Source organism: Azospirillum sp. Sh1 (assembly GCF_008365135.1).
GTDB classification, from domain to species: Bacteria; Pseudomonadota; Alphaproteobacteria; order Azospirillales; family Azospirillaceae; genus Azospirillum; species Azospirillum oryzae.
The window spans coordinates 98,270-121,905 of the sequence record NZ_VTTK01000013.1 but is presented as its reverse complement, the minus strand read 5'-3'; the positions used below and the strand labels follow the sequence as shown (position 1 = coordinate 121,905).

The 23,636-nt window shown below is 67.5% G+C and carries 21 protein-coding genes and 1 pseudogene; 20 read left to right on the top strand and 2 right to left on the bottom strand.

Annotation, left to right across the window (positions count from 1 at the left end):
• Positions 1-49: 49 nt before the first annotated feature.
• Both folE and apaG read right to left on the bottom strand, forming a co-directional pair.
• A complete protein-coding gene (folE, locus tag FZ029_RS15555; protein WP_174757361.1) occupies positions 50-676 on the bottom strand; it encodes a GTP cyclohydrolase I FolE in 627 nt (208 codons plus the stop codon).
• A gap of 414 nt (positions 677-1,090) precedes the next feature.
• The gene (gene apaG, locus FZ029_RS15550) at positions 1,091-1,483 is read right to left on the bottom strand and encodes a Co2+/Mg2+ efflux protein ApaG (protein ID WP_149200860.1); all 393 of its coding nucleotides are present in this window, start codon (positions 1,481-1,483) and stop codon (positions 1,091-1,093) included.
• A 458-nt stretch (positions 1,484-1,941) separates the two neighbouring features.
• On the opposite strand from apaG, the gene FZ029_RS15545 reads away from it, so the two are divergent.
• The 20 genes and pseudogenes from FZ029_RS15545 to FZ029_RS15450 all read left to right on the top strand — a co-directional run bounded on the left by FZ029_RS15545 (position 1,942) and on the right by FZ029_RS15450 (position 23,553).
• Complete coding sequence (locus tag FZ029_RS15545; RefSeq protein ID WP_149270003.1) at positions 1,942-2,655, top strand: N-acetyltransferase; 714 nt, start codon at positions 1,942-1,944, stop codon at positions 2,653-2,655.
• 192 nt (positions 2,656-2,847) lie between these two features.
• The gene (gene miaB, locus FZ029_RS15540; protein WP_149270002.1) at positions 2,848-4,242 is read left to right on the top strand and encodes a tRNA (N6-isopentenyl adenosine(37)-C2)-methylthiotransferase MiaB; all 1,395 of its coding nucleotides are present in this window, start codon (positions 2,848-2,850) and stop codon (positions 4,240-4,242) included.
• Complete coding sequence (locus FZ029_RS15535) at positions 4,239-5,333, top strand: PhoH family protein (protein ID WP_149200857.1); 1,095 nt, start codon at positions 4,239-4,241, stop codon at positions 5,331-5,333. Before miaB ends, FZ029_RS15535 begins: the two co-directional genes overlap by 4 nt.
• Positions 5,330-5,836 carry an rRNA maturation RNase YbeY gene (gene ybeY / locus FZ029_RS15530; RefSeq protein WP_149270001.1) on the top strand — a complete coding sequence of 169 codons (507 nt, stop codon included), beginning with the start codon at positions 5,330-5,332 and terminating at the stop codon, positions 5,834-5,836. The genes FZ029_RS15535 and ybeY overlap by 4 nt, the downstream gene beginning before the upstream one ends.
• On the top strand, positions 5,833-6,789 hold the full coding sequence (locus FZ029_RS15525; RefSeq protein WP_149270000.1) for a hemolysin family protein: 957 nt from the start codon (positions 5,833-5,835) through the stop codon (positions 6,787-6,789). The genes ybeY and FZ029_RS15525 overlap by 4 nt, the downstream gene beginning before the upstream one ends.
• Positions 6,790-6,925: 136 nt before the next feature.
• On the top strand, positions 6,926-8,539 hold the full coding sequence (gene lnt, locus FZ029_RS15520) for an apolipoprotein N-acyltransferase (protein WP_149269999.1): 1,614 nt from the start codon (positions 6,926-6,928) through the stop codon (positions 8,537-8,539).
• Between the two features lie 130 nt (positions 8,540-8,669).
• Positions 8,670-9,164 (top strand): helix-turn-helix transcriptional regulator, encoded by a 495-nt coding sequence (locus tag FZ029_RS15515; RefSeq protein ID WP_109074892.1) that lies wholly within the window; start codon positions 8,670-8,672, stop codon positions 9,162-9,164.
• Positions 9,165-9,415: 251 nt separating this feature from the next.
• Positions 9,416-10,585, top strand: a complete 1,170-nt coding sequence (gene metK, locus FZ029_RS15510; protein ID WP_149270034.1) for a methionine adenosyltransferase — start codon at positions 9,416-9,418, stop codon at positions 10,583-10,585.
• Positions 10,586-10,694: 109 nt separating this feature from the next.
• On the top strand, positions 10,695-11,417 hold the full coding sequence (locus tag FZ029_RS15505; protein WP_149269998.1) for a tRNA (guanine(46)-N(7))-methyltransferase TrmB: 723 nt from the start codon (positions 10,695-10,697) through the stop codon (positions 11,415-11,417).
• 263 nt (positions 11,418-11,680) lie between these two features.
• Positions 11,681-12,181 (top strand): ribosome maturation factor RimP, encoded by a 501-nt coding sequence (gene rimP / locus FZ029_RS15500; protein ID WP_149269997.1) that lies wholly within the window; start codon positions 11,681-11,683, stop codon positions 12,179-12,181.
• A gap of 125 nt (positions 12,182-12,306) precedes the next feature.
• Complete coding sequence (gene nusA, locus FZ029_RS15495; RefSeq protein WP_149269996.1) at positions 12,307-13,866, top strand: transcription termination factor NusA; 1,560 nt, start codon at positions 12,307-12,309, stop codon at positions 13,864-13,866.
• A gap of 74 nt (positions 13,867-13,940) precedes the next feature.
• Complete coding sequence (locus tag FZ029_RS15490; protein ID WP_149269995.1) at positions 13,941-14,741, top strand: RNA-binding protein; 801 nt, start codon at positions 13,941-13,943, stop codon at positions 14,739-14,741.
• Positions 14,742-14,762: 21 nt separating this feature from the next.
• Entirely contained in the window at positions 14,763-17,618 is a 2,856-nt protein-coding gene (gene infB, locus FZ029_RS15485) for a translation initiation factor IF-2 (protein ID WP_149269994.1), read from the top strand.
• Positions 17,619-17,728: 110 nt separating this feature from the next.
• Positions 17,729-18,037 (top strand): type II toxin-antitoxin system prevent-host-death family antitoxin, encoded by a 309-nt coding sequence (locus FZ029_RS15480; protein WP_149269993.1) that lies wholly within the window; start codon positions 17,729-17,731, stop codon positions 18,035-18,037.
• Entirely contained in the window at positions 18,034-18,411 is a 378-nt protein-coding gene (locus tag FZ029_RS15475; protein ID WP_149269992.1) for a type II toxin-antitoxin system VapC family toxin, read from the top strand. The genes FZ029_RS15480 and FZ029_RS15475 overlap by 4 nt, the downstream gene beginning before the upstream one ends.
• A 48-nt stretch (positions 18,412-18,459) precedes the next feature.
• Positions 18,460-18,927: pseudogene (gene rbfA, locus FZ029_RS15470) on the top strand (30S ribosome-binding factor RbfA); the annotation flags it as partial.
• A 127-nt stretch (positions 18,928-19,054) separates the two neighbouring features.
• Entirely contained in the window at positions 19,055-19,996 is a 942-nt protein-coding gene (gene truB, locus FZ029_RS15465; RefSeq protein ID WP_149200846.1) for a tRNA pseudouridine(55) synthase TruB, read from the top strand.
• A 14-nt stretch (positions 19,997-20,010) separates the two neighbouring features.
• Complete coding sequence (rpsO, locus tag FZ029_RS15460) at positions 20,011-20,280, top strand: 30S ribosomal protein S15 (RefSeq protein ID WP_063635662.1); 270 nt, start codon at positions 20,011-20,013, stop codon at positions 20,278-20,280.
• 349 nt (positions 20,281-20,629) lie between these two features.
• Positions 20,630-22,741 (top strand): polyribonucleotide nucleotidyltransferase, encoded by a 2,112-nt coding sequence (gene pnp / locus FZ029_RS15455; protein ID WP_149200845.1) that lies wholly within the window; start codon positions 20,630-20,632, stop codon positions 22,739-22,741.
• A gap of 122 nt (positions 22,742-22,863) precedes the next feature.
• Positions 22,864-23,553, top strand: coding sequence for a YafY family protein (locus FZ029_RS15450; protein WP_149269990.1), 690 nt, complete (start codon positions 22,864-22,866; stop codon positions 23,551-23,553).
• Positions 23,554-23,636: the final 83 nt, after the last annotated feature.

Genomic DNA, 23,636 nt, shown 5'->3' with positions numbered 1-23,636 from the left:
GCGGCGGGAGCTTGGCAGGCGGCGTTATGGGTGTAAAGCCCTCTGGACCTCACTCCATCCCGCGCGAGGACGGGTTGCCGATCATCGTCAGGAATTCGCGGCGGGTCGACGGATCGGTGCGGAAGGCGCCCAGCATGCGGCTGGTCACCATGGTCACGCCGGTCTTGTGGACGCCGCGGGTGGTCATGCACTGGTGCTGCGCCTCCACCACCACGGCGACGCCCTCGGGCTGCAGGACCTCGTCGATGGTGTTGGCGATCTGCGCCGTCATCTTCTCCTGGATCTGCAGGCGCTTGCCATAGGCCTCGACGAGGCGCGCCAGCTTGGAGATGCCGACGACGCGCCGGCGCGGCAGATAGGCGACATGCGCCTTGCCGATGATCGGCACCATGTGGTGCTCGCAGTAGGACTCCACCCGGATGTCGCGCAGAACGACCATCTCGTCGTAGCCGTCGGTCTCCTCGAAGGTGCGCGAAAGGATCTCGACCGGGTCGATGCCGTAGCCGGCGAAGAATTCCTCATAGGAACGGACGACGCGGTCCGGCGTGCCGACCAGCCCTTCGCGCGCCGGGTCGTCGCCGGCCCAGCGGATCAGGGTGCGCACGGCCTCTTCCGCCTCGGTGCGGGACGGACGGGCGACGGCGTCGGGCCGGGACAGGCCGGGGCCGCGAAGCACGTTGTCGGCGACCGGGGGCTTGGCGTGCGGGGTCTTGGTAGCCGTCACGGGAACATCCTTTCCATAACTGGGAAACACCCTGCGCGAAGCCGAGGACCGCAATCCGACGGCCGTCGCGCAACACGCCCATCGTGTCTGGCGTCAGTACGGAGCCGATGCCTCGGCGGATCAACCGAACGGCTCGTAAGACGAAAAGGAGCTATCAATAAACGGAGCGGCGATGCCCGCCTTTCCGTTTCCGCCCGGTTTTCGTCTCCTGGCGCCATTCGCAAGTCCGTAGATAGGGTCCGACCTATGACCGTCAAGCGATGGACAAAGTACGGACAGCCATGCGGATTGTCAAAGGCGCGTGTTAATTTCCCCAGATATCCACACACATTCCATTGTATTATTTGTCCACGGTCCGATCCTGGATCAGTTCAGCTGCATCGGCTGGTGCGGACTGTCCAGCGAGAAGGCCGGGATGGTCACGTCGAAGGCGCGCCCGTCCTCCCCCTCCATGCCATAGGTGCCGGCCATGATGCCGGACGGCGTGCCGAGCGGGGTGCCGCTGGTGTATTCGAAATGGTCGCCCGGCTCCAACACCGGCTGCTCGCCGACCACGCCGGGGCCCCGCACCTCCTGCACGCGGCCCATGGCGTCGGTGATGCGCCAGTGGCGGGTGCGCAGCTGCACCGTCTCGCTGCCTTCGTTCTCGATGCGGACGTGATAGGCCCAGACGAAGCGCCCCTCTGCCGGAGCCGACTGGTCTTCCAGGAAAACGGGCTGGACGGTGACGCGGATGTCGTGGGTGATGGCGGTGTACATGGCGGGCGGTCCGATGAACGGCGCCGGCCGAAAAACGGGCCGGCGGCTGGGGGTTCCGGCTGGGGGTTCCGGGGGGCCGGGCGGCGGTTCAGCGCAGGATAAAGTCCCCTCTCCGCACTGTCCAGAACGCGGCCGGACAATGATGCGACATGCCCGCACTGGGATGGACACAGTCATGCGCAGTCACCGGGTCTGCATGGTCTTGCGACAGGGGGGAGACGATGATATATGCGCAAGTCCCAGCAACGGCCGAAGAGCCTTGTCCATGTCTCGTTCGCACGTCCTTCGCATCCGACGACGGAGCCTCGCACCGCGCATCGCGGTTGCGGCCGTCCTTGGGTCGCGTGCGAACGCCAAAGGCACAACGGGGACCTGACACCCCCGGCCTTCCGGCGGCGGCGCGATCCGCCCTCCAAAAGCCTTCTGAGAAGACTTTCTTCCCGCCGGGAGCCCCACGCATGATCATCACCGTCGAAGAGCCGAAGCACGCCGCCGCCATCGAAGCCCTGCTGGACGCCTCCTTCGGTCCCGACCGCTTTGCCAAGACCGCCTACCGGCTGCGGGACGGTGTCGAGTCCATCCCCGCCCTGAACCTCGTCGCCATCGAGCATGACGAGCATGGGCGCGAGGTGGTGGTGGGCACCATCCGCTACTGGCCGATCCTGGTCGGCGGCACCACCCAGTCCATCCTGCTCGGCCCCATCGCGGTCGCCGCCCATCTGCAGGGCAGCGGGCTGGGCAGCAAGATGATCCGGATGAGCCTGAACAAGGCGGTGGCGCTGGGCCACAAGTCGGTGATCCTGGTCGGCGACGCCCCCTATTACGAGCGGTTCGGCTTCTCCCGCGCCCTGACCCTGGGCATGCAGATGCCCGGTCCGGTCGACATGAACCGGCTGCTGGGCCTGGAACTGGTCGAAGGCTCGCTGGCCGCCGCCGCCGGCATGATCGGCAAGCCGGAACAGGCGGACGCGCAGGAGGTCGCCATCGGCGCCACGCCGGTGATGGCCTCGGTGCTGGCCGCCCCGGCTGCGAACGCGCCCGTCCTGGCGGGAGACACCCCCGTCCCTTTCAGCGCCCTGTTCAGCCGGACGGCGGCGGAGCGACTTTGGACTGACCGCGTGCGCAGGACCGACTGGTTCTGGCGCGACGGCTTGCAGGCCGGCGCGGCGTGACCATTCCGGCCCTTGGTCCGAAGTGCGGAAAGCGTAAGCTTGCAAACATGGGTGGGGCGAAGCGGGATTGACTCGATTCGCCCCACACGCGATACCATCTTTTCAGGAGCGACGCCGGACGGACGGCGTGCCGCGCGCCACGCAGCATCGTGAGCGCGCTATTCGTTTTTGTTCTGAGCGGAAGGGTGCGGGTTGACCAAGAAGCTGTTCATCAAGACCTGGGGCTGCCAGATGAACGTGTACGACTCCGCCCGGATGGCGGACGTCCTGGCACCGCTGGGCTACCAACCGGTCGATGAGCCGGACGGCGCCGACATGGTGATCCTGAACACCTGCCACATCCGCGAAAAGGCGGCCGAGAAGGTCTTTTCCGAACTGGGCCGGCTGCGCCAGATGAAGGACCGCAAGGCGGAGGCCGAGGACGGCCGGATGATCCTGGCGGTCGCCGGCTGCGTCGCCCAGGCCGAAGGCGAGGAGATCGTCGCCCGCGCGCCCTTCGTCGACATGGTCTTCGGCCCGCAGACCTACCACACCCTGCCGGAGATGGTGGCGAAGGCCAGCCGCGCCGCCGGCAGCGTGCTGAACACTGATTTCCCAGCCGAATCCAAGTTCGACTTCCTGCCGGAGGAAGCCGGCAGCCAGGGCGTGTCCGCCTTCCTGGCGGTGCAGGAGGGCTGCGACAAGTTCTGCACCTTCTGCGTCGTGCCCTACACCCGCGGCGCCGAGTTCTCCCGCCCCGCCGACCAGATCATTGCGGAAGCGAAACGGCTGGTCGCCGGCGGCACGCGCGAGATCAACCTGCTGGGCCAGAACGTCAACGCCTGGCATGGCGACGGGCCGGACGGCACCACCTGGGGTCTCGGCCGGCTGATCCGCCAATTGGCGGAGATCGATGGGCTGGAGCGCATCCGCTACACCACCTCGCACCCGCGCGACATGGCCGACGACCTGATCCGCGCCCATGCCGAGGTGCCGCAGCTGATGCCCTACCTGCATCTGCCGGTGCAGGCGGGGTCCGACCGTATCCTGGCGGCGATGAACCGCAAGCACACCGCCGACGATTACCGCCGTCTGGTCGACCGGCTGCGCGACGCCAAGCCCGATCTGGCGATGTCCGGCGACTTCATCGTCGGCTTCCCCGGTGAGACCGACGCCGATTTCGCCGCGACGCTGAAGCTGGTCACCGACATCGGCTATGCCCAGGCCTATTCCTTCAAATACAGCCCGCGTCCGGGCACCCCGGCCTCGGTCGAGGGATCCCAGGTGCCCGAAGATGTGAAGGAATCCCGCCTGGCGGCTCTGCACCAGCTGTTGAACGCCCAGCAGGTCGCCTTCAACCACAGCTTCATCGGCCGCAGCGTGCCGGTCCTGTTCGACCGCATCGGACGCCGCGACGGCCAGCTGCTGGGCCGCAGCCCGTGGATGCAGTCGGTCCATGCCGAGGCGAACGAACGGCTGCTCGGCCGCATCGTCGAAGTGCGGGTCGATGCGGCGCTGGCCAACAGCCTCGCCGGCACCGTGGTGACGGGTGAATACACCACCGCCTCTTCCTTCCAGCCTGCCGTAACCTTGGAGGCAAGCGCTTGAACGGTCTGCCCGAACGGCGTATCGACGTTCAATTCGATGACAACCGGCTTCTGCCGATGCTGTACGGGGAGCATGACCGCCACCTCGCCCGCATCGAATCCCTTCTCGGCGTGTCGCTGATTTCCCGCGGCAACACCCTGACCATCTCCGGCCCGTCCGATGCCGCCGAAACGGCCCAGTCGGCGCTGAACGGCCTGTACCTGCGACTGACCCGCGGCCAGACCATCGACGGCGGCGAGGTCGACGGCGCCGTCCGCATGGCGGCCGCCGATCCCGGTTTCGCCGGCGTGGCGACCAGTGAGGAGCCCCGCGCCCCCGGCCCGCAGGCGACCATCACCCGCGCCGAGATTGCGCTGCGCACCCGCCGGCGCGGCCCGATCACCCCGCGTTCCCCCACCCAGGCCGCCTATCTGCAAGCCCTGGCGGAGAGCGAGCTGGTCTTCGGGCTCGGCCCGGCCGGCACCGGCAAGACCTATCTGGCGGTGGCGCAGGCGGTGGCCTTGCTGACCACCGGTCAGGTCGACCGCATCGTGCTGTCGCGCCCGGCGGTCGAGGCGGGGGAGCGGCTGGGTTTCCTGCCCGGCGACCTGAAGGAGAAGGTCGATCCTTACCTGCGTCCGCTCTACGACGCGCTGCACGACATGCTGCCGGCCGAACAGGTGAAGAAGCGGCTGGAGTCCGGCGAGATCGAGATCGCGCCGTTGGCCTTCATGCGCGGCCGGACGCTGGGCAACGCCTTCGTCATCCTGGACGAGGCGCAGAACACCACGCCGATGCAGATGAAGATGTTCCTGACCCGTCTGGGCGAAGGCGGGCGGATGGTCATCACCGGCGACATCTCGCAGATCGACCTGCCGTCGGGCACCCGGTCTGGCCTGCGCGACGCGCTGGACATCCTGCGCGGGGTGGAGGGCGTGCGCTTCGTCCGCTTCACCGACGCCGACGTCGTCCGCCACCCGATGGTCGCCCGCATCATCCGCGCCTATGACCAGGCCGATGCCCGCGAGGCGGCGCGCAAGCAGGCCCGCCGTGCCGGTTCCGAACCCGGAACGAACGACCGCGAGGCCGGTATCGTTGGAGATCCGGAATGACCAGCGCGGTCGACGTCACTGTTTCACGTGAAGCCGGCGACTGGGCCGAGGATGCCGAGTGGCTGGCGGAGCGCGCGGCGCTCGCCGCCCTGGGTGCGGCCTATGACGACGAGGAAGGCCCGGCCGAGCTGTCGGTCGTGCTGGCCGACGACGCCCTGGTCCACAGGCTGAACCGCGAGTATCGCGGCAAGGACAAGCCGACGAACGTCCTGTCCTTCGCCCTGACCGAGGCGGAGGAGCCGGAAGCGCAGGACGGCGTGCCGGTGATGCTGGGCGACGTCATCCTCGCCTATGAAACGGTCGCCCGCGAGGCGTCCGAACAGGGGAAAAGCTTCAAAGACCACATGACTCACCTTGTGATGCATGGTGTTCTGCATCTGCTGGGTTATGATCACGAGACGGACGACGAGGCCGAGGAGATGGAGGCGCTGGAAACCCGGCTGCTCGCCACGCTCGGAATCGCCGACCCCTATGCCGCCAACCACCAACCGCCGGACCGATGAGCGAGATATCCGACAGTCGCACGCCCCGTGATGACCACGGGGCCGAAGACCATTCCCTGGGCCACCTGTTCAAGGGGTGGCTCCGCACCGTCTGGGGCGGCCGCGAGGACAATTCCCTGCGCGGCACGATCGAAGAGCTGATCTCCGGCCTGGACGATGCCGCGAGCGAGGACGGCGAGGATTCGCTGGGCGCCGGCGAGCGGGCGCTGCTGACCAACATCCTGAAGCTGCGCGACCGCACAGTCGCCGACGTCATGGTGCCGCGTGCCGACATCATCGCCGTCGACATCGACACCCCCTTCCCCGCCCTGGTCCAGCGCGTCGCCGAGGAAGGCCATTCCCGCCTGCCGGTGTTCCGCGAGACCCTGGACGACGTGGTCGGCATCATCCACATCAAGGATGTGATGACCCTGATGGCCAGGCAGGCCGTCTCCGCCGAAGGACTGCGCCAGAAGCCGGACCTGACCGGCATCATCCGCGAGGCGAAGATCGTCGCCCCCTCCATGCATGTGCTCGACCTGCTGGTGCAGATGCGCCAGACCCGCCAGCACATGGCGCTGGTGGTGGACGAGTTCGGTGGCATCGACGGCCTCGTCACCATCGAGGATCTGGTGGAGGAGATCGTCGGCGAGATCGAGGACGAGCATGACGAGACCGCGGCGCCGCGTCTGGTCGAGCGCCCCGACGGCAGCCTGATCGCCGACGCCCGCCTGCCCATCGAGGATTTCGAGCACCGCGTCGGCCCGGTCCTGTCCGAGGAGGAGCGCGAGGACATCGACACGCTGGGCGGTCTGGTCGTTTCCATCGCCGGCCGCGTGCCGGGGCTGGGCGAGCGGCTGATCCATCCCTCGGGCCTGGAGTTCGAGATCGTCGACGCCGACTCCCGCCGCCTGAAGCGCCTGCGCGTCCACAACGTCCCGGCCAACAGTTCCGAGCTGGCGGAGACGGCGTGAGGATCGGGGTGGGGGGCTGATGCCTCTCCCCCACCCCCACAACACAGCCCCGCCCACAACAGCCTTGGCGCCCCCGTCCGGCCGCATTACCTATGGCGCCGCCCGCCATTCCTTGCCGCTGCCGGAGTTTCCCGTCTTGACCGTCACCGATGCGCTGCCCGTCCCCGCCCGGCTGGGCCGTGTTTCCGCGCGGCTGGCCGCGTTGACCGGCTGGCGCCGGCTGGCTGCCGCGGCGCTGCTGGGCGGGCTCGCCACGCTGGCGGTGCCGCCGGCCGATCTGATACCGGTGCTGCTGGTCGCCTTTCCAGGCCTGATCTGGCTGCTCGACGGGGTTGAGACGAAGAAGGGCGCCTTCGCCGTCGGCTGGTTCTTCGGCTTCGGCCATCACCTGCTGGGGCTCTATTGGATCAGCGCCGCGCTGTTCACCGATATCGAGCGCTTCTGGTGGGCCCTGCCACTGTCGGCCGTCGGTCTGCCGATCCTGCTGGCGATGTTCAGCGGCGGCGCCACCCTGACCTTCCATCTGCTGCGCCGGCGCGGCTTCGGCGTCGGGCTGGGACGGCCGTTGCTGTTCGCCGCCTGTTGGTGCCTGTGGGAATGGCTGCGCGGCCATGTCTTCACCGGCTTTCCCTGGAACCTGATCGGCTATGGCTGGGTCGGGGTTCTGCCGGTGCTGCAGACCGCCTCGCTGGTCGGCATCTACGGCCTGACCCTGGTGACGGTGCTGGTGGCCAGCCTGCCCGCCACCCTGCCCGACCGCGACACCACGCCGCGCCGCGCCTGGGCCGGCGTCGCCGCCGGGCTGGCGCTGCTGGCGGCGCTGGGCGGCTGGGGCGCCTGGAGGCTGGCCGGCGCGGTGGACGAGCCGGTGCCGGGCGTCCGGCTGCGGTTGGTCCAGGCGGCGATCGACCAGCGGCTGAAATGGGCGCCGGCCGAACGGGTGCAGAATTTCCAGAGCCACCTTGCCCTGTCCGCCGCCCCGCCGGCCGATCCGTCGGCCCCGCCGCCCAACGTCATCATCTGGCCGGAAACCGCCGTCCCATTCTTCGTCGAGGAAGATGCGCGGGTGCGCCAGGCAATGGCCTCCGTCATCCCGCCGGGCGGTCTGCTGATCACCGGGGCACCGCGCACGACGGCCGGCGCGGACGACGAGCGTCGGTATTTCAACGGCATGGTGGCGGTGGACGGCAGCGGTGCGGCGGTTGCCGACTACGACAAGTTCCACCTCGTGCCCTTCGGCGAGTACATGCCGCTGCGGCAATGGCTGCCCGTCGGTGCCATCGCCGGCAACGGGGCGGAGTTCTCGGCGGGCCCCGGTCCGCGCACCCTCCATCTGGGGGATCATCTGGCCGGCCTGCCGTCCTTCAGTCCGCTGATCTGCTATGAGAGCATCTTCCCCGGCGCCGTGGTCGACACCGCGGACCGGCCGCACTGGCTGCTGAACCTGACCAACGATGCCTGGTATGGACGCACCGCCGGCCCGCACCAGCATTTCGCGATCAATCAGGTCCGTGCGGTGGAGGAAGGGCTGCCCCTCGTCCGGGTGGCGAATACGGGAATATCCGGGGTGGTCGACTCCTACGGTCGTGTGCAACAATTGCTCGGTCTGGGTGAGCGTGGCTTCATCGATACCACGTTGCCGAAAGCGCCTGATGGCGTCACAGCCTATGCCCGCATGGGAGACTGGATTTTCGGCATAGTGCTTCTAGGCTGTTTCATGGCGGCCTTGGCCTCGCGATATCACCGGTGACGCAGCAATACGGGCAATCCGTCCGCCACAGGCAGAACAATTTCGTGTAACCGGCTTGACCGGAGCGGGCTTGACTGCATACGTGGATATGTCGTAACTAGGTTGCACAACCGTTGCAGGGATAAACGAGATGCAGACTGAAACTGGGGCGCCGCGCGGGCGCCGTGCGGGTGCCGGCCGTCCGAAGACCGGAAAGCCGAATCCCATCGATGTCCATGTCGGATCCCGCGTCCGTCTTCGCCGCACGCTTCTCGGCATGAGCCAGGAGAAGCTCGGCGAGGCGATCGGCCTGACCTTCCAGCAGGTGCAGAAGTACGAGCGCGGCGCCAACCGCATCGGCGCGTCGCGTCTGTTCGACCTCAGCCGCGTCCTCGATGTGCCGGTCTCCTTCTTCTTCGACGACATGCCGGCCGAAGCGGCTGCCGCCCGCGTCGACGACGAAGACGAGTCCGGTGCGACCGAAGAGCGCTCCGCCAGCACCTACGAGCCCGATCCGATGGCCAAGCGCGAGACGCTGGAGCTGGTCCGCGCCTACTACAAGATCAGCGATCCGTCGGTGCGCAAGCGTCTGTTCGAACTGACCAAGGCAGTGGCCAGCGCCGCCGTTGCGGAAGCCGCGGAGTAACGCCGTCAGGTAACTCCTGCCGGTTGCCACACGGCATGTGATACCCACCGAACGGGGATGGCACGGGCTCGACCGTGCTCCCCCTTCGTGCGGTGCCTGCGATAATCGGTCCGGGGCCCTACCGCCGGTAGATTTCTTGACCCCGGCTGAATTCCTTGTCACAACCCGTTTTGGATCGGTGTCTGCGGCCGCTGTACCGGTCTGCCGTTTCGGCTCATGAAATAGCGTGCCGCCGAATGCCGAGGTTTCCCGTGGCAAAGCTGAACTACGTCTTCACCAGCGAGTCCGTGTCGGAAGGTCATCCCGACAAGGTCTGCGACCGCATTTCCGACGCCATCGTCGATCTTTATCTTTCGCACGACCCGCAGGCCCGCGTGGCCGTCGAGACGCTGGCGACCACCAACCAGGTCGTCCTGGCCGGTGAGGTGCGCGGCCCCGACACCATCAAGGCCGACCAGTTGGTCGAAGTCGCCCGCGCCGCGGTGAAGGACATCGGCTACGAGCAGGACGGCTTCCATTGGGAGAAGATGGACGTCAAGTGCTTCGTCCACTCCCAGTCCGCCGACATCGCCGTCGGTGTCGACGCCGCCGGCAACAAGGACGAGGGTGCCGGCGACCAGGGCATCATGTTCGGCTATGCCTGCCGCGAGACCCCGGCCCTGATGCCGGCCCCGATCTACTACAGCCACGCCATCCTGAAGTCGCTGGCCGAGGCGCGCCATTCCGGCGCCGCCCCGCAGCTGGGCCCGGACGCCAAGAGCCAGGTCACCCTGCAGTACATCGACGGCCGCCCGACCCGCGCCACCGCCATCGTGCTGTCGACCCAGCATGCCGAGGGGCTGGACCAGGACGCCGTGCGCGAGATCGTCCTGCCGCACATCGTCAACTGCCTGCCGGAAGGCTGGATGTGCGACCCGAAGCACCTGTACGTCAACCCGACCGGCCGCTTCGTCATCGGCGGCCCGGACGGTGACGCCGGCCTGACCGGCCGCAAGATCATCGTCGACACCTACGGCGGTGCCGCTCCGCACGGCGGCGGCGCCTTCTCGGGCAAGGACCCGACGAAGGTCGACCGTTCCGCCGCCTACGCCGCCCGCTATCTCGCCAAGAACGTCGTCGCGGCGGAGCTGGCGGAGAAGTGCACGATCCAGGTCTCCTACGCCATCGGCGTGTCGAAGCCGCTGTCGGTCTATGTCGACACCCACGGCACCGGCAACGTCGACGAGGATCGCCTGTCCGACGTGCTGCAGCAGCTGGTGGACCTGTCCCCGCGCGGCATCCGCACGCATCTGGGCCTGAACAAGCCGATCTACGCCCGCACCGCCGCCTATGGCCATTTCGGCCGCGAGCCGGAGGTGGACGGCGGCTTCTCGTGGGAGAAGACCGATCTGGTCGGCGACCTGCGCAGCGCCCTCCTGTAAAAGCGCGTTCGCACCATAGGACCCGCCGCAAGGCGGATGGACGGCAGGGGCTGGCAACGGCCCCTGCTTTCTTTTGAGGCCAATCCCCTTCCCGATACAGCGTTCCGACATGACCGACGACAGCACCTCCGGCCCCCTCTCCGAAAGCTCCAACCGCCTGTTCGGGCGCCGCAAGGGCCGGCCGTTGCGCAAGCGCCGGACGGAACTGATCGACGTTCTGCTGCCGCAGCTCCAGATCACGCTGCCGCAGCCCGGCGACCGGCTGGACCCCGCCGGCCTGTTCGACGACCCGAAACGGGAGGTCTGGCTGGAGGTCGGGTTCGGCATGGGCCATCACCTCGCCTGGCAGGCCGGGCACCATCCGGATGTCGGCTTCATCGGCGCGGAACCCTTCCTCAACGGCATCGCCGGCCTGCTGGGCATGGTCGATGACGACGATCTGCGGAATGTGCGCATCCAGCCCGACGACGCCCGGCCGTTGCTGGACGCCCTGCCCGACGCCTCCATCGGCCGCGCCTTCGTGCTGTTCGCCGACCCCTGGCCGAAGAAGCGCCACGCCGACCGCCGCTTCATCGGGCCGGAGAATCTGCCGCGGCTCGCCCGCGTCCTGAAGGACGGCGCGGAGCTGCGTCTGGCCAGCGACGACATGGGTCTGGTGCGCTGGATGCTTGAACACACGGTGAAGCATCCCGATTTCGAATGGACGGCGCGCCGTCCGTCGGACTGGCGCATCCGCCCCGACGACTGGCCCGCCACCCGCTATGAGGAAAAGGCCATCGCCGCCGGCCGCAAGCCGGTGTTCATGCGGTTCGTCCGCCGCCCGCGAGGCTGACGCATACCCGTTCCGCTTGAGATTCCGGCCGACCACAGCGATCGGACCGGAAAAGGCTTGCGGCATCGGACGGAATGACTATATTCACCGCTGAGAACCCATACGGATCGGCGGCCCGGGCAACCGGGCCGGCGAGACGCTTTGCGGGTGGGCTTTTGCCCACTTATTTTTTTATGAGCGTGTGGAAGCACGCGCTTGTTGAACCTTCTGTTGTGGAAACCTCGTCCGGTTCGATCCCGGCCGCAGGCTTTGGGTTGGGTGGAATGGACGCTACAGGCCGCATCGAACAGATCATCACGCCGTCGGTCGAAGCCATGGGCTATGAGGTCGTGCGCGTACAGATCTCCGGCGGCCAGCGGGCGATCCTCCAGATCATGGCGGAGCGCGCCGACGGCGCGCCCATGACCGTCGAGGATTGCGCCGACATCAGCCGTTCCGTCTCGGCATTGCTGGATGTGGAAGACCCGATCCGCGAGGCTTACACGCTGGAAGTCAGCTCCCCCGGCATCGACCGGCCGCTGACCCGGCTCAAGGATTTCGAGCGCTTCGCCGGCTTCGAAGCCCGGCTGGAAAGCCGCATGGCCATCGATGGCCGCAAGCGCTTCAAGGGCATGCTGAAGGGCGTCGAGGACGGCCTCGTGTGCATCGACACCGAACAGGGAGCCGCCCGGCTGGAGTTCGACAATATCCTGCGCGCCAAGCTGGTGCTGACGGACGAGCTGATCCGCGCCAGCCAGGAGCAGCAGGAGGACCTGCCGAACTGACGGACCCGTCCATCAGGACGCGCCATCGGATCGCCTGGCCCAGATTGCCTGCCCCCACCCCGCCGACCCGACCGGACATCACGCAAGACCGGCATCACACAAGACCGACTCAGGAAGTGTAACGGATGGAACTGCTGCAAGTCGCTGACGCGGTCGCCCGCGAAAAGAACATCGACCGGGACGAAGTCCTGGAGGCGATGGAGCAGGCGATTCAGAAGGCCGGCCGCTCCAAGTACGGCCACGAGCACGACATCCGCGCCCGCATCGACCGCAAGACCGGCGACATCCATCTGACCCGTCACCTGGAGGTGGTCGAGGCGGTGGAGAACGAGGCGACGCAGGTCACCCTGCCCTACGCCCAGCGCCGCAAGCCCGGCGCCAAGATCGGCGATTTCCTGGTCGACCCGCTGCCGCCGATCGATTTCGGCCGCATCGCCGCCCAGACCGCCAAGCAGGTGATCGTGCAGAAGGTGCGCGACGCCGAGCGCAAGCGCCAGTTCAACGAGTACAAGGACCGCAACGGCGAGATCGTCAACGGTCTGGTCAAGCGCGTCGAATACGGCAACGTCACCGTCGACCTGGGCCGCGCCGAAGCGATCCTGCGCCGCGACGAACTGCTGCCGCGCGAGCATTTCAAGAACGGCGACCGCGTCCGCGCCTATATCTTCGATGTCCGCGAGGAACCGCGCGGGCCCCAGATCTTCCTGTCGCGCACGCATCCCATGTTCATGGCGAAGCTGTTCGCCCAGGAAGTGCCGGAGATCTACGACGGCATCATCGAGATCCGGGCGGTCGCCCGTGATCCGGGGTCGCGCGCCAAGATCGCCGTGCACAGCAACGACAGCTCCATCGACCCGGTCGGCGCCTGCGTCGGCATGCGCGGCAGCCGCGTCCAGGCGGTCGTCGGCGAGTTGCAGGGCGAGAAGATCGACATCATCCCGTGGTCGGGCGAGGCGGCGACCTTTGTCGTCAACGCGCTCGCCCCCGCCGAGGTCGCCAAGGTCGTGCTCGACGACGACAACCGCCGCATCGAGGTGGTGGTGCCCGACGACCAGCTGTCGCTGGCCATCGGCCGCCGCGGCCAGAACGTGCGCCTCGCCTCGATGCTGACCGGCTGGGACATCGACATCCTGACCGAACAGGAAGAGTCGGAGCGCCGGTCGGAGGAAATCCACAACCGCTCCGCCCTGTTCATGCAGGCCCTGGACGTCGACGACGTGATTGCCCACCTTCTGGTCGCCGAAGGCTTCACCTCGGTCGAGGAGATCGCCTTCGTCGAGACCGAGGAACTGGCCGAGATCGAAGGCTTCGACGAGTCGGTCGCCGACGAGCTGAAGCAGCGCGCCCTCGCCTTCCTGGAAGTGCAGGACGAGCAGGCCAACGAGCGCCGCCTGGAACTGGGCGTCGAGGACATCGTCGCCGAACTGACCGGCTTCACCGCCACGCAGCTGGTGAAGCTCGGCGAGAACGGTGTGAAGACGCTGGACGACCTGGCCGATCTGGCCGGCGACGAGCTGGTGGAGATCCTGAGCAAGGACGGCGCCAAGGACGCTCCCACCGAAGAGGAAGCGAACGCGATCATCATGGCCGCGCGCGCCCACTGGTTCGAGGGTGAGGAACAGAACGGCGCCGCCACGGCCCCTGCGGCAGATGGCAGCGCCGGTGGTCAGGGCGCGCAGGCCTGACCGGCAGCAATGCCGGTTGGAACTGCGCCCGACAGGAACGATTATTCGGGACCGCGCGAGCGGATGACGATCGGATGACCGAACGGAACGACGAACGGACACCGACCGCCGCCGCGGATGCGGTGCCGGATCAGGAATTGGCACCGGATGACGGTGCCGGGACGGACCACCTGCCGGCCGACGACGAGAAGGGGCCTCTGCGCCGCTGCATCGCGTCGGGTACGGTCGGGCCGAAAGAGGGCATGATCCGTTTCGTGATCGGCCCCGACGGCGAGGTGGTGCCGGACCTGGAGGAAAATCTGCCCGGTCGCGGCCTTTGGGTCACGGCCGACAGGGATGCCCTGGCGAAAGCCATGGGGAAATCCGTTTTCGCCAAGGCGGCCCGACGGGCGGTGAAAGTACCGCCCGATCTGGCCGAAAGGCTGGAACGGCTGCTGGAACGGCGTTGTCTGCACGCGTTGGGCCTTGCCCGCCGTGCCGGCCACGTTCTGGCGGGATACGAGAAGGTGCGCGAGGCGTTGAGGGCCAACCAGGTCGGCCGTGCGGGTCCCCCGCCGGCCCTGCTGGTCGAAGCCGCGGACGGCTCGCTGGACCAGCGCGGCAAGGTGACGGCGCTCGCGCCGTCGCTGCCGGTGATCGACCTGTTCGAGTCCTCGGCCTTGGCCGCGGCGCTCGGGCGTGATCACGCGGTGCATGCCGTGGTGGCGCGAGGCAGGCTGGCCGCTGGGCTGGTCCGCGAAGCGGCACGCTTGCGGGGGCTGAAAGGTCCCCAGGGGCACCTGGACCTGAAAGGTCCCCAAGGGGACCGGGATGCGCACCAGGATTCTGATAAGGGCTTGGGAGTCGGCGATACGGCCGGCCGGCCTGCGATGTAACGTCTGACCATTCGGGAACCGATGACCGACAGCAACGACCAGGACCAGAAGAAAGTCTTGCACCTAACCGGCGCCAGCAAAGGAAAGCTGGAGTCGAAGAAGCCGGTCGAGACCCAGGTCCGGCAGAGCTTCTCCCATGGCCGGTCAAAAGCGGTGACCGTAGAGGTCAAGCGCAAGCGTCATGTTGAAAAGGGCGCCGTGCCCGGTGTCGCCGACGGCGGCGCCGCCGCGCGTCAAGCTGCCCAGGGCCTGCCCATGCGCGGTGCGCAGGGCCAACGGCCCCGCGGCGGCGGTGCCCCTGCCGGGCGCCAGTTGACCCGCGAGGAGCTGGAATCGCGCCTGCGTGCGCTTCGCGGCGCCGCGGCGTTCGAGGAACAGCGCCGGATCGAGGCCGAGGAAGAAGCGGTCCGCGCCGAAGCGCGCGCCGCCGAGGCCGCCGCCCGCGCCGCCGAGGAGCCTGAAGCCGCTCCGGCCGCCCCCTCCGAAGCCGCCGCTCCGGCCGCCGCAGAAGCCCCGGCCCAGACCGCGCCGGAAATGCCACCGATCATTCTGGATGCCGAGACCTTGCGCCAGCGCGAGCTGGACGAGATGCGCGCCATCCAGGAAGCAGATCGCAAGGTCGCCGAAGAGGCCGAACGCCGCCGCAAGGAGGAAGAGGCCAAGCGCAAGGAAGCCGAAGACGCCAAGCGCCGTGACGCCGAACCGGCGCCCCGCCGCGATGGCGGCCGAGACGGTGCGGGCCGTGAGGGCGCGCGTCCGGCCGGTGCCCGTCCGGCCGGCGACCAGCGCCCCGGTGGTGCCTCTGCCCGTCCCGCCGCCGAAGCCGCACCCGGCCGCACGCTGCCGGGTGCCGGTGCTCCGGCCCCCCGCGCCGTCGAGGAAGAGGACGACAACCGCCGCAAGGGCGGTCGTGGTGGCGCTCCGGCCAAGGCCGCTCCCGCCCGTCCTGCCGCCAAGGCTCCCGCCGGCGCCGACCGCCGCAAGGGCACCAAGCTGACCGTCTCGCAGGCGCTCAGCGACGACGGCGGTGACCGCACCCGGTCGCTGGCCGCGGTGCGCCGTGCCCGCGAACGTGAACGCCTGCGTCAGATGAGCCGTCAGGAGACGGCGAAGGTCACCCGCGACGTCGTGCTGCCGGAAGTCATCACCGTCCAGGAACTGGCCAACCGCATGGCCGAGCGCGGCGCCGACGTCATCAAGTCGCTGATGCGCATGGGCGTGATGGCGACCATCAACCAGACCATCGACGCCGACACCGCCGAGCTGGTCATCACCGAGTTCGGCCACCGCGTCCGCCGCGTGTCGGAGTCCGACGTCGAGATCGGCCTGCGTGCCACCGAGGAAGAGGGCGCCATCCTGGTGCCGCGTCCCCCGGTCGTCACCATCATGGGCCACGTCGACCACGGCAAGACCTCGCTGCTCGACGCGCTGCGCCAGACCGACGTGGTGTCGGGCGAGGCCGGCGGCATCACCCAGCACATCGGCGCCTATCAGGTGCAGCTGGAGTCGGGTGCGAAGATCACCTTCATCGACACGCCGGGTCACGCCGCCTTCACCGAGATGCGTGCCCGCGGCGCCAACGTCACCGACGTGGTCGTGCTGGTGGTCGCCGCGAACGACGGCGTCATGCCGCAGACGATCGAGGCCATCCGCCACGCCAAGGCGGCCAAGGTTCCGATCATCGTCGCCATCAACAAGTGCGATCTGCCGGACGCCCGTCCGGAGCGTGTCCGCCAGGAACTGCTCCAGCACGAGCTGGTGGTCGAGGAGATGGGCGGCGACGTGCTCGACGTCGAGGTGTCGGCCAAGGCCAAGCTGAACCTGCACAAGCTGGAAGAGGCCATCCTCCTCCAGGCCGAAATCCTGGAGCTGCGGGCCAACCCCGAGCGCGCCGCCGAAGGCGTCGTCATCGAGGCGAAGCTGGAGCGTGGCCGTGGTTCGGTCGCCACCGTGCTGGTCCAGCGCGGCACGCTGAAGGTCGGCGACGTGTTCGTGACCGGTGCCGAATGGGGCCGCGTCCGCGCCCTCATCAACGACCGCGGCCAGAACGTCAACGAGGCGGCCCCGGCCGTCCCGGTCGAGGTCCTGGGCCTGAACGGCACGCCGATGGCCGGCGACGACTTCACCGTCGTCGAGTCCGAAGCCCGTGCCCGCGAGATCGCCGAGTTCCGCCAGCGCAAGAAGCGCGAAGCGGTGGTGGCGGCCTCCGCCCGCGGTTCGCTGCAGGACATGTTCAGCCGTATCCAGGCCGGCGAGGCCAAGGAACTGCCGGTCGTCATCAAGGGCGACGTGCAGGGCTCGATCGAAGCCATCGCCAGCTCGCTGGAGAAGCTCACGGCCGAGAACACCGAGGTCAAGGTCCGCGTCCTGCACAACTCGGTCGGTGCGATCAACGAGTCCGACATCACGCTGGCGAATGCGTCCAACGCGATGATCATCGGCTTCAACGTCCGCGCCAACCCGCAGGCCCGCGACCTCGCCAAGCGCGACGGCGTCGAAATCCGCTACTACTCGATCATCTACAACGTGATCGACGACGTGAAGGCGGCGCTGACCGGTCTCTTGTCTCCGACGCTGCGGGAACGCTTCATCGGCTACGCGACCATCCGCGAGGTGTTCAACATCACGAAGGTCGGCAAGGTCGCCGGTTGTATGGTCACGCAGGGCACCGTCAAGCGCGGCGCCGGCGTCCGCCTGCTGCGCGACAACGTCGTCATTCACGAAGGCACGCTCAAGACGCTCAAGCGCTTCAAGGACGAAGTCAAGGACGTGCGCGAGGGTTACGAGTGCGGCATGGCCTTCGAGAACTACGACAACATCCAGGCCGGCGATCAGATCGAAGCCTTCGAGATCGAGGAAATCGCCCGCGAGCTGTAAGACCGACGGTCCGCCCGGCCTCTTCCGGTGTTTTCACCGGAACGGGCCGGGCGGTTCGTTTTCCGGACACTTTCCGGACGAGGGGGTGAAGCCTACCTGGAGGTGACGCTATGGATCGCATTCCGCTATCCGAAGCCGACGGGCACATGGCCGAACTGATCGAGCGCGTGGAGAATGGCGAAGAGATCGTCATCCTTCGCGACGGGAATCCGGCGGCGAGGCTGGTGCCTGTCGCCGAGAACGCGCAGCCCGAAAACGTTCCGCCCGGCAAGCCACCGATACGGTTCGGCTTTGCCAAGGGCCTGATCCGGATCGCTGACGATTTCGACGCTCCGTTGCCCGACGACCTGCTGAAGAGCTTCTACGGTCTCGCGCCGGACGAGGAGTGGCCGGATTCTTGGAAAGGAATGCCGGGGTGAGGCTTCTGCTCGACAGCCATGTGCTGCTGTGGCTGGCCACCGACGATCCGAAGCTGGGCGCCGCCGTCCGGACGGTAATCGCCGACGGCTCCAACACCGTGCTGGCGAGCGTCGCGTCGCTCTGGGAACTCACCATCAAGGCCGGTATCGGAAAGCTGATTTTGCCCACCGGGTTCCATCGCCTTCTGGTGGAAAACGGTGTGACGATCCTTCCTATCGATGTCCATCATATCGACAGGCTGGACCGTCTGCCCCGGCATCACGGAGCCCCTTTCGACCGGATGCTGATCGCACAGGCTCAAGCGGATGGCTTGACGCTGGTGAGTGCCGACCGAACCATAAGACTTTACGACGTGCCCGTTCTTTGGTCCTGACCGCAGTCAGGCCACCCGGGTAGCAGACATCGACGAAAGACACGTACCATGGCCAGCAAGAAGCGCGGCGCGTTCATCGCCGGCAAGCCCCCGTCCCAACGGCAACTGCGCGTCGGCGAGGAGGTGCGCCACGCCCTCGCCGACCTGTTCCGCCGCGGGGATTTCCACGATCCGGAGCTGGCCTCGCTGAACGTCACGGTCACCGAGGTGCGGATCAGCCCCGACCTGTCCAACGCCACCGTCTTCTACGCGACGCTGGGCGGCGAGCGGATGGAGGAGGCGCAGGTCGCGCTGAAGCGGGCCGCCGCCTTCCTGCGCGGACAGGTCGCGCGCATGGTCAACCTGCGCCACGCCCCGACGCTGAGCTTCGAGGCCGACACCTCCTTCGACTACGCCCACCGCATCGACAGCATCCTGCACAGCCCGGAGGTCGCCCGCGACCTGAGCGGCCATCCGCTTGGCCGCGTCAATGGCGACGACGACCATGACGAGGATGAGGACGATTCCTGGGACGAGGAGGATGATCTCGATCCCGACGATGCGGACGAGGAAGACGATCTCGACGACGACCAGGCCATGCTCGACGACGAGGACAAGGGGGAGGGCGACGACGAGAGCCGGGGTGAGAGCCGGGGCGGCCGTCGTGGCTCGTAAGCGCAAGGGTACGCCGATCCATGGCTGGATCGTGCTGGACAAGCCGGAAGGCATGACCTCCACCCAAGCGCTGTCGAAGGTGCGCCGCCTGCTGAACGCCGAGAAGGCCGGGCATGGCGGCACGCTGGACCCGCTGGCGACCGGCATCCTGCCGATCGCGCTGGGCGAGGCGACCAAGACCGTCTCCTACGCCATGGACGGCGCCAAGACCTACCGCTTCTCCATCCGCTGGGGCGAGCGCACGACCACAGACGACCGCGAAGGCGCGGTGATCGACCGCTCCGACCACCGGCCGACGACCGAGGCGATCCGCGACGCCCTGCCCGCCTTCCTCGGCGAGATCCAGCAGGTGCCGCCGCAATTCTGCGCCATCAAGATCGACGGCGAGCGTGCCTACGACATCGCGCGCGAAGGCGACGCGGTCGATCTGGCCGCCCGCACCGTGCGCATCGACCGCTTCGAGCTGGTCGAGGAACCGGACGCCGACCATGCGGTGTTCGAGGTCGATTGCGGCAAGGGCACCTATGTCCGCTCCCTGGCCCGCGACCTGTCGGAAGCGCTGGGCACGGTCGGCCATGTCGGGCTTCTGCGCCGTTTGCGCGTCGGGTCCTTCACGCTGGACCGCGCGATTTCCCTGGACGAACTGGCCGCCATGGAGCAAGGTGCGGCCGTCGAACGACTTCTGTTGCCGATCGAGACCGCGCTGGACGACATCCCGGCGCTGGCCCTGACGGAAGCGGAAGCGCACCGACTGAGGCACGGCCAGACGGTCGCTCTCCTCACCCGGCAGGATCGTGAACGGCTGATGGCCGTTCAGGGTGCTGACGGTGGGGATGGCACCGTCATTGCGCTTTTCGGCGGAACGCCGGTGGCGTTGGCCCGTGTCGAGGGGGCGGAGGTCCGTCCGGTGCGCGTACTCAACCTCACGTGATTCAGGAGACCCCGATGTCGATTACGCCCGAGCGCAAGCAAGAGCTGATCAAGGAATTTTCCCGCGGCACCAACGACACCGGTTCGCCCGAGGTCCAGGTGTCGATCCTGACGGAGCGCATCAGCAACCTGACGGATCACCTGAAGGGCCACAAGAAGGATTTCCACTCCCGCCGTGGTCTGCTGGTGATGGTCGGTCAGCGCCGCCGTCTGCTCGACTACCTGAAGAAGAAGGATCAGTCGCGCTACGCCGCTCTGATCGAGCGTCTGGGCCTGCGCCGCTAACGGCTGCGCTGTCCCGCTGACGGGTTCGGGTTCCCCTGGCCGGCCACCGGTCGGGGGTTTCCCGTCCAGTCCAGCGGACTATCAAAGATGCTTTTGCCCTGTATCGTTCCGGAACACCTCATTGGTTATTGGCAATAGAAACTCGATCTTGAGCGTTTCGTGACGGACAGGCCGGCCCGATTATTCGGGGACCGGCCTTTTTTGCATCCACGACACTTCTATCTTGATTCGTTTAGTCCTGTTGTCGAACACCATATCTCCAGTTTTCTCGCGGGGTCCTACGACCGATGGCCCCGGCCTTGGGCGGCAATCCGGCCGTTGCAGGGTGTCGGATGGAAGGAAAGAATCCATGTTCACTGTTCATCGCAAAGAAATCGAATGGGGCGGCCGCAAGCTGGTCCTGGAAACGGGCAAGATCGCCCGTCAGGCCAACGGCGCGGTTCTGGTCACCTATGGTGACACCACCGTCCTGTGCACCGCCGTCGCCGCCAAGGCGCCGAAGCCGGGCGTCGATTTCTTCCCGCTGACCGTCAATTATCAGGAAAAGGCGTTCGCGGCCGGCAAGATTCCCGGCGGCTTCTTCAAGCGCGAAGGCCGTCCGACCGAGAAGGAAACGCTGGTCAGCCGCCTGATCGACCGTCCGATCCGTCCGCTGTTCGCCGATGGCTTCCGCAACGAGACGCAGGTCGTCTGCACCGTGCTGAGCCATGATCTGGAGAACGATCCGGACATCGTGGCGATGGTCGGCGCCTCGGCCGCCCTGACGATCTCCGGCATCCCGTTCCTGGGTCCGATCGGCGCCGCCCGCGTCGGTTACAAGAACGGCCAGTACATCCTGAACCCGACCATGGACGAGGTCGAGGACAGCGACCTGGATCTGGTCGTCGCCGGCACCGTCGAAGGCGTGCTGATGGTCGAATCGGAAGCCAAGGAGCTGACCGAAGAGGTCATGCTGGGCGCCGTCATGTTCGGCCACACCAACTTCCAGCCGGTGATCAACATGATCATCGACCTGGCCGAGGAAGCCGCCAAGGACCCGTGGGACCTGCCGGAGCCGGCCTATGACCGCAAGGCCCTGAAGGCCCGCCTGCGCGAGACTGTCGGGTCGGACGTCGAGGCCGCCTACACCGAGACGGTGAAGCAGTCCCGCTATGAGAAGGTCGGCGCCGCCAAGGCGAAGGCGCTCGAGACGCTGGCCGAGGAATTCGACGCCCAGTCGATCGGTTTCGAGTTCAAGGAGCTTGAGGCCGACATCCTGCGCGGCGCCGTCCTGAAGACCGGCCGCCGCATCGACGGCCGCGACACCAAGACCGTGCGCCCGATCGTGTCGGAAGTCGGCATCCTGCCGCGCGCCCACGGTTCGGCCCTGTTTACCCGCGGCGAGACCCAGGCGCTGGTCGTCACCACGCTGGGCACCAGCCAGGACGAGCAGATCATCGACGCGCTCGAAGGCGAGTACCGCGAGCACTTCATGCTGCACTACAACTTCCCCCCGTACTCGGTGGGTGAAGCCGGCCGCATGGGCAGCCCGGGCCGCCGCGAGATCGGCCACGGCAAGCTGGCGTGGCGCGCCATCCACCCGCTGCTGCCGAAGAAGGAAGACTTCCCCTACACGCTGCGCGTCGTGTCGGAAGTCACGGAGTCCAACGGCTCCTCCTCGATGGCCACCGTCTGCGGCACCTCGCTGTCGCTGATGGACGCCGGCGCGCCGCTGGCCCGTCCGGTCGCCGGCATCGCCATGGGCCTGATCAAGGAAGACCACGGCTTCGCCGTCCTGTCGGACATCCTGGGTGACGAAGATCACCTGGGCGACATGGACTTCAAGGTCGCCGGCACCGAGGTCGGCGTCACCGCGCTGCAGATGGACATCAAGATCACCTCGATCACCGAGGAGATCATGAAGATCGCGCTGGGCCAGGCCAAGGACGGCCGCCTGCACATCCTGGGCGAGATGGCGAAGGCGCTGACCGGCGCCCGCGAAGGCGTCAACGAGAACGCCCCGCGCATCACCGTCATCAACATCCCGAAGGAGAAGATCCGCGACGTGATCGGCTCCGGCGGCAAGGTGATCCGCGAGATCGTGGAGCAGACCGGCGCCAAGATCGACATCGACGACGACGGCACCGTCAAGGTTTCGGCCGTCGACCAGAAGAAGTCGGACGCCGCCATCGAGTGGATCAAGGGCATCGTCGCCGAGCCGGAGATGAACGTCGTCTACACCGGCAAGGTGGTGAAGGTCGTCGATTTCGGCGCCTTCGTGAACTTCCTGGGCTCGCGCGACGGCCTCGTCCACATCTCCGAACTGGCGCAGCAGCGCGTCGGCAAGGTGTCGGACGTCGTGTCGCAGGGTGACTCGGTGAAGGTCAAGGTCATCGGCTTCGACGACCGCGGCAAGGTCAAGCTGTCGATGAAGCAGGTCGACCAGGCCACCGGCGAAGACCTGACCAAGAAGGCGGAGTGATCCGTCGATAGGGTTCGGGAACGCCGGGCAACCACCCGGCGAAACCTGCCATGAAGAGGGGCGCTTCCCATCGGGGAGCGCCCCTTGTCATTATGAGCCCCCTTCCCTTTCGCAGTTCCCCCATGTCGCGCGCCGAACGTCTCCTCGATCTGATGCAGGTTCTGCGGCGGCATCGCCAGCCGGTCAGCGGCAAGTCGCTTGCCGATGAGCTGGGGGTCAGCCTGCGCACGCTCTATCGCGACATCGCCACGCTGCAGGCGCAGGGCGCGATGATCGAGGGGGAGCCGGGGGTCGGCTACCTCCTGCGTGCCGGTTTCCTGCTGCCGCCGCTGATGTTCACCGAAGAGGAGGTGGAGGCGCTGGTGCTGGGGTCGCGCTGGGTGGTGGACCGCGGCGACAGCCGGCTGGGCGGTGCAGCGCGCAACGCGCTTGCCAAGATCGCCGCGGTGCTGCCGCCGGACAAGCGCGAGGGGCTGGACGGCTCCGCCCTGCTGGTCGGTCCGGGCGAGCCCATCCCGGCCGGCGATGCCGAACTGGCGACCATCCGCAGCGCCATCCGGACCGAACGCAAGCTGGAGATCGCCTATCGCGACCGCGACGGGTCTGAAAGCCGGCGCGTCGTCTGGCCCTTCGCGCTGGGCTTCTTCGACCGGGTTCGGGTGATGGTGGCGTGGTGCGAGCTGCGCCAGTCCTTCCGCCATTTCCGCACCGACCGCATCCTGGCGCTGACCGCCAGCGAGACCCGCTATCCCCGCCGCCGGCAGGCGATGCTGAAAGAGTGGCGCACGGCGGAGGGCATCCCGCAACGGTGATACCATGCTGACGGAAACTGTCAGCATGTCGGCTTAGTCTTGGCTTTGCCGGTGAGGGCGACGAACGGATCGAACCGACCGCC

Bases quoted from the DNA above. Each gene is read 5' to 3' on its own strand.
- apaG (WP_149200860.1), bottom strand. From the start codon at position 1,483: ATGTACACCGCCATCACCCACGACATCCGCGTCACCGTCCAGCCCGTT.
- FZ029_RS15545 (WP_149270003.1), top strand. From the start codon at position 1,942: ATGATCATCACCGTCGAAGAGCCGAAGCACGCCGCCGCCATCGAAGCC.
- ybeY (WP_149270001.1), top strand. From the start codon at position 5,330: ATGACCAGCGCGGTCGACGTCACTGTTTCACGTGAAGCCGGCGACTGG.
- FZ029_RS15525 (WP_149270000.1), top strand. From the start codon at position 5,833: ATGAGCGAGATATCCGACAGTCGCACGCCCCGTGATGACCACGGGGCC.
- FZ029_RS15515 (WP_109074892.1), top strand. From the start codon at position 8,670: ATGCAGACTGAAACTGGGGCGCCGCGCGGGCGCCGTGCGGGTGCCGGC.
- FZ029_RS15505 (WP_149269998.1), top strand. From the start codon at position 10,695: ATGACCGACGACAGCACCTCCGGCCCCCTCTCCGAAAGCTCCAACCGC.
- rimP (WP_149269997.1), top strand. From the start codon at position 11,681: ATGGACGCTACAGGCCGCATCGAACAGATCATCACGCCGTCGGTCGAA.
- nusA (WP_149269996.1), top strand. From the start codon at position 12,307: ATGGAACTGCTGCAAGTCGCTGACGCGGTCGCCCGCGAAAAGAACATC.
- FZ029_RS15490 (WP_149269995.1), top strand. From the start codon at position 13,941: ATGACCGAACGGAACGACGAACGGACACCGACCGCCGCCGCGGATGCG.
- infB (WP_149269994.1), top strand. From the start codon at position 14,763: ATGACCGACAGCAACGACCAGGACCAGAAGAAAGTCTTGCACCTAACC.
- FZ029_RS15480 (WP_149269993.1), top strand. From the start codon at position 17,729: ATGGATCGCATTCCGCTATCCGAAGCCGACGGGCACATGGCCGAACTG.
- rpsO (WP_063635662.1), top strand. From the start codon at position 20,011: ATGTCGATTACGCCCGAGCGCAAGCAAGAGCTGATCAAGGAATTTTCC.
- pnp (WP_149200845.1), top strand. From the start codon at position 20,630: ATGTTCACTGTTCATCGCAAAGAAATCGAATGGGGCGGCCGCAAGCTG.
- FZ029_RS15450 (WP_149269990.1), top strand. From the start codon at position 22,864: ATGTCGCGCGCCGAACGTCTCCTCGATCTGATGCAGGTTCTGCGGCGG.